The sequence below is a fragment of the Streptomyces capoamus genome, from assembly GCF_014654935.1.
In the GTDB taxonomy this organism is placed as follows: domain Bacteria; phylum Actinomycetota; class Actinomycetes; order Streptomycetales; family Streptomycetaceae; genus Streptomyces; species Streptomyces capoamus.
The window spans coordinates 30,245-36,420 of record NZ_BNBF01000024.1; the positions used below are offsets into that span (position 1 = coordinate 30,245).

The window sequence follows — 6,176 nt, forward strand, 5'->3', positions numbered from 1 at the left end:
GACGGGATACGGCGAGCCAGAGACGGTGTCCGGCGGACCGGAGACAGGATCCTGCGGACCGGCAACAGCGCCTTGCGGGCCGGAGACAGGATCCGCCGAGCCAGAGACGGTGCCCGGCAGGCCGGAGACAGGACCCGGCGGACCGGCGACGGCGCCCGGCCGGCCGGAGACAGGATCCGGCGAACCGGCGACGGCGCCCGGCGGGCCGGAGACAGGATCCGGCGAACCGGCGACGGCGCCCGGCCGGCCGGAGACAGGATCCGGCGAACCGGCGACGGCGCCCGGCCGGCCGGAGACAGGATCCGGCGGACCGGCAACGGCGCCCAGCGGACCGGCGACGGTGCCCGGCCGGCCGGAGGAGGGATCCGGCCGGCCGGCGGTGTGGGCCGGTCGGCCGGTGGGGGGTAGCCGGTGCAGGGGGGTGAGGGGGTCCACCGAGCGGAGCGGTACGGCACCGGAGGTGTCCCCGCGGACCACGTCGGCCGCGTCCAGCCACTCCGCCAGCTCCCCGTCGACGGCGGCCACGACCGTCTCCCCGTGCGCCGCGCCGGGCACGCTCCCGGCCGCGAGGTGCGTGGCCACCAGCGGCCCGGGCAGCAGCGCCCGGCCCGCCTCCTCGAAGACCAGCACCGCCTCGGGCAGCCCCAGCCCGACCCCGCCGTCCGTCTCGGGCAGCCGCAGGGCGAAGAACCCGGCCTCGCCGAGGGTCCGCCACAGGGCCCGGTCGAGCCGGCCCGGCGCGTCGACGGCAGCGCGCAGCGCCTCCCGCCCGAAGCACCGCCCCAGCAGCTCGCGCGTACCCGCCCGCAGGGCCTGCTGGTCGTCGGTCAGCCGGAAGCGCACGGTCACCTCCCCCGGGGCAGGCCGAGGATCCGTTCGGCCACGATGGTGCGCTGGATCTGCGAGGTGCCGGCGGCGATCGTGTAGGAGAGCGAGGACAGCCGGTCGCGCACCCAGGGCCGGTCCAGGTCGAGACAGTCCGGGCCGAGGACCTCGGCGGCGGTGTCGTACAGCTCCTGCCGGGCGTGCGAGTAGCGGAGCTTGAACACCGAGCCGGCGACGCCGGGCCCCCCGCCGCTCGCCTCCGCCGCGCTCACGTTCCACTGCACCAGCCGCCACAGCCCCCGGAACTCGGCGTCGAGGCGGCCCAGTCGCCGGCGCAGCCCGGGGTCGTCCCAGCGTCCGTCGCCGCGTGCCGCGCGGGCCAGTGCGGCGAGGACGCGGCGGCAGGCGACGACCTCGCCGACGAAGGCGGTGCCGCGCTCGAAGGAGAGGGTGACCAGGGTGACGCGCCAGCCGTCGTTCTCCTCCCCCACCCGGTTGGCGACCGGCACCCGCACCTCGTCCAGGAACACCTCGGCGAACTCCGCCGACCCGGCGAGCGTGCGCAGCGGCCGTACGGTGACGCCCTCGGCGTCCATCGGCAGGGCGAGCCAGGTGATGCCCCGGTGCCGGGGCGCGGCGGGATCGGTGCGGACCAGCAGCTCGCACCAGTCGGCGACTTCGGCGTGCGAGGTCCAGATCTTGGAGCCGGTCACCACGTAGGCGTCGCCGTCCCTCCGCGCGCGGGTGCGCAGTGAGGCGAGGTCGGACCCGGCCTCCGGTTCGCTGAACCCCTGGCACCACACGTGTTCGCCGCGCAGGATCGGCGGCAGCCAGCGCGCCCGCTGCTCGGCGGTGCCCTCGGCGGCGATCGTCGGCCCGGCGTGCAGCAGTCCGACGAAGTTGGCGCCGACGTAGGGCGCGCCCGCCCTCTCGGTCTCCTCCAGGAAGATCAGCCGGAGGGTCGGGGAGGCGTCCCAGTGCACGCGGGCGTACCCGGCGTCGTACAGCATCCGCTGCCAGCCGAGGTCGTAGGCGCGGCGGCCGGGCCAGTCGTCGGGCGGGGGCGCGGCCGGCAGGGCGGGCAGTACCGTGCCGAGCCACTCGCGCAGCCGGGCCCGGAACTCCTCCTCCTCGGGCGTGCAGGACAGGTCCACTAGCGGTCCAGGTCCAGGCCGAGCATGCGGATGGCGTTGCCCCGCATCAGCTTGTACACGGTCTCGTCGTCGAGGTCCTTCACATGGTCGAGGGCGACCTCTTCGGTGTGCGGGAAGGTGGAGTCGACGTGCGGGTAGTCGGTCTCGAAGGTGGCGTTGTCGCGGCCGACCGCGTCGAGCGAGGCGACGCCGTGCTTGTCGCGGAAGAAGCAGCAGTAGACCTGCCGGTAGTAGTACGTCGACGGCGGTTCGGGGACCAGGTCCCGGACCCCGCCCCAGGCGCGGTGCTCCTCCCACACGTCGTCGGCGCGTTCCAGGGCGTACGGGATCCAGCCCATCTGGCCTTCCGAGTACGCCAGGGTGAGCCGCGGGAAGCGCACCAGGACCCCGCTGAAGAGGTAGTCCATCAGCGAGGCCATGGCGTTGTTGAAGCTCAGGGAGGCCTGGACGGCGGGCGGCGCGTCGGGGGAGGCGGCGGGCATCTGGGAGCTGCTGCCGATGTGCATGTTGACGACCGTGCCGGTCTCCTGGCAGACGGCGAAGAACGGGTCCCAGTAGCCGGAGTGGATGGACGGCAGCCCGAGGTGGGTGGGGATCTCCGAGAAGGTGACGGCCCGCACCCCGCGGGCGGCGTTGCGCCGGATCTCGGCGACGGCCAGTTCCACGTCCCACAGCGGGATCAGGCACAGCGGGATCAGCCGTCCGCCGCTGTCGCCGCACCACTCCTCCACCATCCAGTCGTTGTAGGCGCGCACGCAGGCGAGGGCGACCTCCTTGTCGTGGGCCTCGGCGAAGGTCTGCCCGCAGAAGCGCGGGAAGGTGGGGAAGCAGAGCGAGGCCTCGACGTGGTTGAGGTCCATGTCCTTCAGGCGCTCGGCGGGGTCCCAGCAGCCCGGGCGCATCTGTTCCCTGGTGATGCCCTCCAGGGTCATCTCGTCCCGGTCGAAGCCGACGGCGGCGATGTTCCTCTTGTACGGGAACTTCAGGTCCTCGTAGATCCACCAGTCGGTGGGCTGGCCCTGCGGGTCCATGGTGATCCGGTACTTCCCGCCGACGTAGGCCAGCTCCCCGATCCCGGCGGTCAGCGGCCGGGGCCCCCGGTCCCGGTAGGCGGCGGGCAGCCACCTCTCGAAGAGGTGGGCGGGCTCGATCACGTGGTCGTCGACGCTGATGATGCGGGGCAGTTCGGTCGCCATGGTCCCCTCCGCCGGACGGTACTTATCTGATGGTCCGTCAGATAGCATGGCAGCTGACGCGTCGTCAGCCAAGCAGGGGGCAGCCGTGACCGACACCCCGCACCTCCTCGGTTCCGCCCGCACGCTGTGGGAGCTGGCCGACCGGCGCGCCGCCCTCACCCCCAGTCGTCCGGTGCTGCTCCAGGGCGACCGGGTGCTCACCTTCGGCGAGCTGCGCGCCCGCGCCGAACGGGTCGCGGCGGGCCTGTACGGCATGGGCGTACGCCCCGGCACGGTGGTCGCCTGGCAGCTGCCCACCCGCGTCGAGACCGTTCTGCTGTCCTTCGCGCTGGCCCGCCTGGGCGCCGTGCAGTCCCCGCTGATCCCCTACTACCGGGACCGGGAGGTCGCCTTCGCGCTGCGCGGGTCGAAGGCGGAGTTCTTCGCCGTACCGGGCGTCTGGCGCGGCCACGACCACACCGCGATGGCGCACCGCCTGGGCGCCCGGGGCGTCTTCGAGGCGTACGCCACCCTGCCCGACGGCGACCCGGCCGTGCTGCCCCCGCCGCCCGCGGAGGGCACCGCGGTCCGCTGGATCTACTGGACCTCGGGCACCACCTCCGACCCCAAGGGCGTGCTGCACACGGACCGTTCCCTGATCGCGGGCGGCTCCTGCCTCGCCCACGCCCTGCGCCTGTCGGCGGCCGACGTCGGCTCCATGGCCTTCCCCTACGCCCACATAGCCGGCCCCGACTACACCGTGATGCTGCTGCTGTACGGCTTCCCGGCGGTGCTGTTCGAGCACTTCGCGCTGCCGGAGGCGCTGGCGGAGTACCGGCGGCACGGGGTGACGGTGGCCGGCGGCTCCACCGCCTTCTACTCGCTGTTCCTGGCCGAGCAGCGCAAGCGGCCGGGCGAGAAGGTGATCCCCTCCCTGCGGCTCCTCGCGGGCGGCGGCGCCCCCAAGCCGCCCGGGCTGTACCACGCCGTGGTCCGCGAGATGGGCGTCCAGCTCACCCACGGCTACGGCATGACGGAGGTCCCGATGATCACCATGGGCGACCCCGGGGACACCCCCGAGAACCTGGCGGCCACCGAGGGACGGCCCCCGGAGGGCATGGAGATCCGGATCGTCGACGGCGAGGTACGGCTGCGCGGGGAGGCCGTCTGCCGGGGCTACCTGGACCCGGCGCAGACGGCCGAGGCCTTCGACGCCGACGGGTTCCTGCGCACCGGCGACCTGGGCCGCCTCACCCCGTCGGGGCACCTGGTGCTCACCGGCCGCCTCAAGGACGTGATCATCCGCAAGGGCGAGAACATCTCCGCCCAGGAGATCGAGGACCTGCTCGCCGCGCACCCGGCGGTCGCCGACGCGGCGGTCGTCGGCCTGCCGGACGCCGAGCGCGGCGAACTGGTCTGCGCCGTGGTCGAACAGCCGCCGGGGGCACCCGTGTTGACCCTGGACGAGGTCGTGACGTACCTGCGCGCCCAGGGCCTGTCCGTCCACAAACTGCCGGAGCGGCTGGAGGTGCTGCCCGCGCTGCCCCGGAACGACACCCTGCGCAAGGTGCTGAAGTACCGGCTCCGGGAGCGCTTCTCCCCACCGTGTCCCGGTACGGGGCAGGACTGACGCCGCGCACCCGGCTCCGTGGGCTACTCGGCGACGGTGAAGTAGCGGGCGAACGCCGGTACGAGGTCGGCCTCGGTGACGTGGCCGTCGGTGTCGGCGTCGAGCTCGGCCGCAACGGCCTGTGCAGTGTCGGCGGGTACGTGGAGGACGCGCAGGAGGCGGGCGGTGTCGGCGACCGCGACGCGGCCGTCGGTGCCGGTGTCGGCCACGGCGAGGGCCGCGTGCAGGAAGGGGCGGGCGATCTCGGCGAACCGGCCGGGGTTGTCGCGCAGCCGCTTGACGGCGCCGGTGACGAACTCCTCACGGGTGATGCGCTGGTCGCCGTCCCGGTCGGCGATGCCGGCCATGCCCTGCCAGAACGCCTCGGCGCCGGCGTAGAGCGCCTGCCCCTTGTCGGAGCGGGCGGGCACGGCGAACTCGGCGAGCAGGGCCTTGGCCGCGGCGTTGAAGTCCCCGCGGTCGATGTAGCCGTTGCCGTCCTGGTCGAAGGTGGCGAACCGGGCGGCGATCCTGCGCTCGTACTCGGTGCTGGACATGGCTGTCGGGCCGCCTTCCGTTGACGTGGCGAGTGGTCCGGATCGGAGCGTACGTCGCGGGCGGTGGTGAGGTGCCGGCGAAGCGGCGATCGTGCCGGAACCGGGGGAATTCCGGGACGGTCCCGTGGCGGTGGGCCGGGGTCCATGCTCAGGCCGACAGGGGGTCCGCGTCCTCGCCGAGGGCGGACTCCACGTCGGGGCGGACGTCGAAGAGGCGGCGGACGCCGAGCGCGCCGAGGACGCGGTTGACGTGCGAGCCGTCCTCGGCGCCCCGGTCCGGCAGGATCAGCCGCAGCCGGCCCTGGCAGGAGCGGATCAGCCGGCGGGCGGCGATGAGGACACCGACCCCGCTGGAGTCGCAGAAGAACACCTCGGAGAGGTCCACGACGAGGCTGTGGTGGCCCTCCGCGACGGCGTCGTGCACCCGTTGGCGCAGCACCGGGGAGGTCATCAGGTCGAGTTCCCCGGACACCTGGAGCACGGCCCACTCGCCCCGTTCGACGCCGGTCACGTTGAATGCCACAGCACTGCCCCTCCGCTCGCCGGATCCCCGGAACCGCCCGGAAACGGAAGCAGTTCCTACGTTTCTTTCCGCGCAGCTGCCCAGCGGCCGTTCCCTGAAACTCGATACGGCAAACGGCAGGTGATCAACAAGGGGCTCGTTTCGGTCACTATCGATCCTGTTCGATCAAGGGGGAGCGCGCCGGGCGTGAAGGTTGTGTGAAGGGGGCACTATCACCTGCGAGCCTTCCGGGGGCGCACATTGACACAAAGGGGCGTGCACTGTCGGACGTGCCGACTACATTCGAGGGGACAGGACCGACAGGCTGGACGGGCCGGACAGGGTGAGGGGAGG

The 6,176-nt window shown here is 73.3% G+C and carries 6 protein-coding genes; 1 reads left to right on the top strand and 5 read right to left on the bottom strand.

Translation table 11 applies throughout. The features are described from left to right. From IE312_RS42520 to IE312_RS30385, 3 genes are all read right to left on the bottom strand, one after another. On the bottom strand, positions 1 to 843 hold an 843-nt coding region (locus IE312_RS42520; protein WP_229900614.1), incomplete at its 3' end, for an acyl-CoA dehydrogenase family protein. A 2-nt stretch (positions 844 to 845) separates the two neighbouring features. Next, a complete protein-coding gene (locus IE312_RS30380; protein WP_189985478.1) occupies positions 846 to 1,979 on the bottom strand; it encodes an acyl-CoA dehydrogenase family protein in 1,134 nt (377 codons plus the stop codon). Continuing rightward, positions 1,979 to 3,175, bottom strand: a complete 1,197-nt coding sequence (locus IE312_RS30385; RefSeq protein WP_189985479.1) for an amidohydrolase family protein — start codon at positions 3,173 to 3,175, stop codon at positions 1,979 to 1,981. The genes IE312_RS30380 and IE312_RS30385 overlap by 1 nt, the downstream gene beginning before the upstream one ends. A gap of 85 nt (positions 3,176 to 3,260) precedes the next feature. Between IE312_RS30385 and IE312_RS30390 the strand changes: the two genes are divergently transcribed. Further along, complete coding sequence (locus IE312_RS30390) at positions 3,261 to 4,784, top strand: class I adenylate-forming enzyme family protein (protein ID WP_189985480.1); 1,524 nt, start codon at positions 3,261 to 3,263, stop codon at positions 4,782 to 4,784. Between the two features lie 23 nt (positions 4,785 to 4,807). Here IE312_RS30390 and IE312_RS30395 read toward each other — a convergent pair whose 3' ends face one another. Both IE312_RS30395 and IE312_RS30400 read right to left on the bottom strand, forming a co-directional pair. Then, a complete protein-coding gene (locus tag IE312_RS30395; RefSeq protein WP_189985481.1) occupies positions 4,808 to 5,320 on the bottom strand; it encodes an EF-hand domain-containing protein in 513 nt (170 codons plus the stop codon). 148 nt (positions 5,321 to 5,468) lie between these two features. Beyond that, entirely contained in the window at positions 5,469 to 5,843 is a 375-nt protein-coding gene (locus IE312_RS30400; RefSeq protein ID WP_189985482.1) for an STAS domain-containing protein, read from the bottom strand. Positions 5,844 to 6,176 lie beyond the last annotated feature (333 nt).